The 3,626-nt window shown below is 47.1% G+C and carries 1 protein-coding gene; it reads left to right on the plus strand.

What is annotated here, in order from left to right:
- Positions 1-3,626 (plus strand): autotransporter-associated beta strand repeat-containing protein (locus A9236_RS09785; RefSeq protein WP_143070632.1); only part of this gene is annotated, 3,626 nt, incomplete at both ends.

Below are 3,626 nucleotides of genomic sequence, written 5' to 3' on the forward strand. Positions count from 1 at the left end.
ATAACAGGCGCTATTACAACGCCTGGCAGTGGCTACGCACAAACTTCTAGGGGCCTTCTGTTTCAGGATGGCAACAGCAATAGTGGTGTTGGCGGCGGCATTAGCGCAACGGGCAATATTAATATTGCCGCGCAATCAAACTCCACTACAACATCGTCATTAGAGCTGGCAGGGCCCATTGCGGCAACGGGGGCTGTGAACTTTTATGGAGCCCAAACCGGCTTAGCTACCAATAACAATGGTATTTATTTGTATGCAAACGCTAATATTTCTGGATCAACGGTTGCGATGACTGGTGTGGCTGGAACGGCGGGCGGTGCTGGAATTTATATCAATAACAACGTAGGGATTACGGGTAATGCAACGACAGGCACCGCCGTTTCCTTAACTGGCACTACCAAAGCTGCCGGGGTTACAGGTATTCAAACTGGTAGTAGTTCAGTTATTAAGGGCTATTCGGATGTGACTCTGACGGGTATTAATACGGCCGCCCCTACTGCAGCGCCATTAAATCTGGCAGGCACAATCATTGGGGCCTCTGGTAAGAGTATTAATTTAACGGGCGGCACAACTGGCGCTGGTGGCATTACAACAAACGGTGCAGCGGTGAAGTTTTCTAATCCGTACTCCTTGCAAAACTCGTATTCAGGTGTGATTGCTAATGGAACGGGTTCTGGCACAGTGGAAAATAACCAGGGTACACAAACCTTGACAGGTACTAGCACCTACAGTGGAGGCACCAATGTCAATACTGGTACTTTGCAAGTAGGCGATACCTCTACAGTCGGTACATTGGGGCCAGGCAATATTAATATCGCTAGTGGTGCTACCTTAAATTACTTTGTAAAAGCTGGTGCATCCACGCTTTACACCACCAACAATACGATCAATGGCACTGGCACCCTTCAAAAAACCGGCACAGGGACTCTAAACTGGGGAAGTGGCGCAGCTACTTTTGCAATGAGTGGAGGCTTGATTGATGTGCAGGCCGGAACCTTTATTGGTAGCTCAAGTTCAAATGAGGTTTGGACTAACAATAAGTCATCATTGAATATTGCGTCAGGGGCAAACTTTAGCGGCGTTGAGGGCGTAATTTATGTTGATGCTCTAACCGGTAGCGGTACTTTGATGTCTGGTAATGGCATGGCGACACCGAATATTATTGTCGGCGTTAATGGCACGGCTGCTGGCACTACCAATAATGTGACGGGTGTTGCCTACAATAGCGCGGGCACAGCCACATTCTCGGGCGTCATTGCTGATCAAACGGGCGCTTCTACCGGCCCCGCGAACATCACTAAAACTGGCAGTGGCACGCAAATACTTACTGGCACTAATACCTATACTGGTACCACCACCGTTAGTGGTGGAACACTTCAAGTGGGCGCAAGTAGTACAAGCGGCACCACCGGTACATTAGGAACTGGTGCAGTGACATTGAGCGGCGGCTCAACCTTAAGCTATCAGCGCGCTGCTAATACAACAATTAATAATGGGATTACTGGTACTGGTAATGTGATTGCTAATATCACTGGAACATTAACTGATAGCAGCGCCATTAATTTAACTTCTGGCTCTGTCAATTTAAGCGCAACTGGTAATGTTCTTTTGAGCGCAAACATCGGGGCCTCTAGTGGTGTTTCCGTAACTGCTGGTAGCATCACCGGCACTGGTGCTGGCGCCTCATCAACCTCTACTTTGACTTCTGCTGCCAACACATCCATAACCAATACTGGTACTGGCGGCATCACTCTTGCCACAACTGGCACCGGAAACTTAACTACTGCCAACATCGTCGATAGTGGGTCTGGCAATGTCAATATCATTGCCGGCAGTGCTTTATCAGCAGGCAATACCTCTGGCAATGTCTTAACTACCAATACTACTAGCCCAGTAACACTTGGTTCTGGAGATAAGCTGTACGTTTATTCTGGCTCAGAATCTGCTACAGGTAGTCTCTCGATATTAAATAGTAGTTTTAGCACTCTTAATCTTGCTAACTCTGGTTTGAGTGTTAATGCTCTAAATAACACTGCTTACGGCACTAGTGCAAATCCCAATACGATTAGTGGTGGTGGCACTGCGCAGGCTATATTTAGGGATGCTACTGCGCCAACTTATTCATTGACATTGAATAATATTTCTCAGGTGTATAACGGCGCAGCCGGACCATCAGGCGCAGCATTGATATCGGCACTAAGCAATGCAAATTCTGGACTTGCAAATTTAACAGCTTCAGTAGGAAACAACACTTTTGCAATGTCAGCTCAAACGGCTATCGGAAATCTGAATGTAGCCTCTGCATCCGTAAATAGTGGAAACGTTTTAAATGTAACTGGCGGGACGCTATATACCTATAGCGGCATTAGTGGCTATAGCAATGCGAGTGGCACTGTTAGCTTATCGGCGCAGCCAAACATAGCCGTGACGCCGGCACCTCTTGGTGTAGCGGTTAATGCGACCTATCAAGGCCTTGGTACAACCATTAATGGTGCAAGTAACATTACGCTATACGGCTTGGTTGGACAGGATTTAAATGGCACAGCCAGCAGCGTTACTTTAAACACTGCAGGTAATGTAACTACTGGCGGTAGCAATACAGTAACTAATATTGTTCCTACTAGTGGATGGTTGTTTAGCAATTACGTATTGAATGCGGCAGCAACTTCAGCGACGGCAACCGCAGGCAGCACAGGTGGCTCGAATACTAATACTGGCGGCACCAATAGTGTTGTTATTACTGCTGCTACGCTCACGTATAACGCCAATACTGCCAGCAGTGCATATGGTGCTGGCCCTGTTACAAACGGCGGTAATATCTCCGGCTATGTTGGTAATGACAATCTTAATGGCGCCACAAGAGCTGCTGCCACCACAGGTACAGCCGTTTGGACATCTGGGGTTACCGCGACATCTGATGTGGCAAACAATGCGTACTCTATTACTGGTAGCGGATTAAGCGCTGTAAACAATAACTATGTATTTACGCAGGCGACCGGCAACAGTGCTGCTGCAAGCGTTACCCCAGCGGTGCTTGATATTGCAGCGACCGGCACCTACAACGGTAGCACTACTTTAGTTCCAGTTGCTACATCAATTGTTGGGAAAAATGGCCAGACGATTAGTTTTACCAGCCTTAATATTGATAATCAAAACGTCAGTGCCAACGGCGCTAATTATGTCAAAAGCTTTAATGGTTTAGCTGTGACAGGCGGCACTGGGAATGCGCTTTTATCCAACTACACCATTAATGGCATGACCAGCTTGGCTAGCAATACCGGTGGTGCTTATAGTGCTAGCGGCCCTACCAATACAGTAAATTTATCTAAAGCCGCTTTAGGCATCTCTAATACCACGGCAACGTATGCTGGCTCAACCACGATTGCTACAGGTAATGGCAGTTTTACATTAACCGGTTTGGTTGGTAGTGATGTCAATACCACCGCAAGTTCGGGTGTTATTAATGATGCAAACGTAGCCAGCGCTACTAAATTTACAGCGGTCACTTTAGCCAATGGCAGCCAAGATAACTACGCGCTGAACGCAAGCGTTAACAATGCTTTAGGCTCTAATACAACCAATACAGTAAATTTATCTAAAGCGGCCTTAGGCATCTCTAATACCAC

Source organism: Polynucleobacter sp. QLW-P1DATA-2, assembly GCF_001870365.1.
GTDB lineage: Bacteria > Pseudomonadota > Gammaproteobacteria > Burkholderiales > Burkholderiaceae > Polynucleobacter.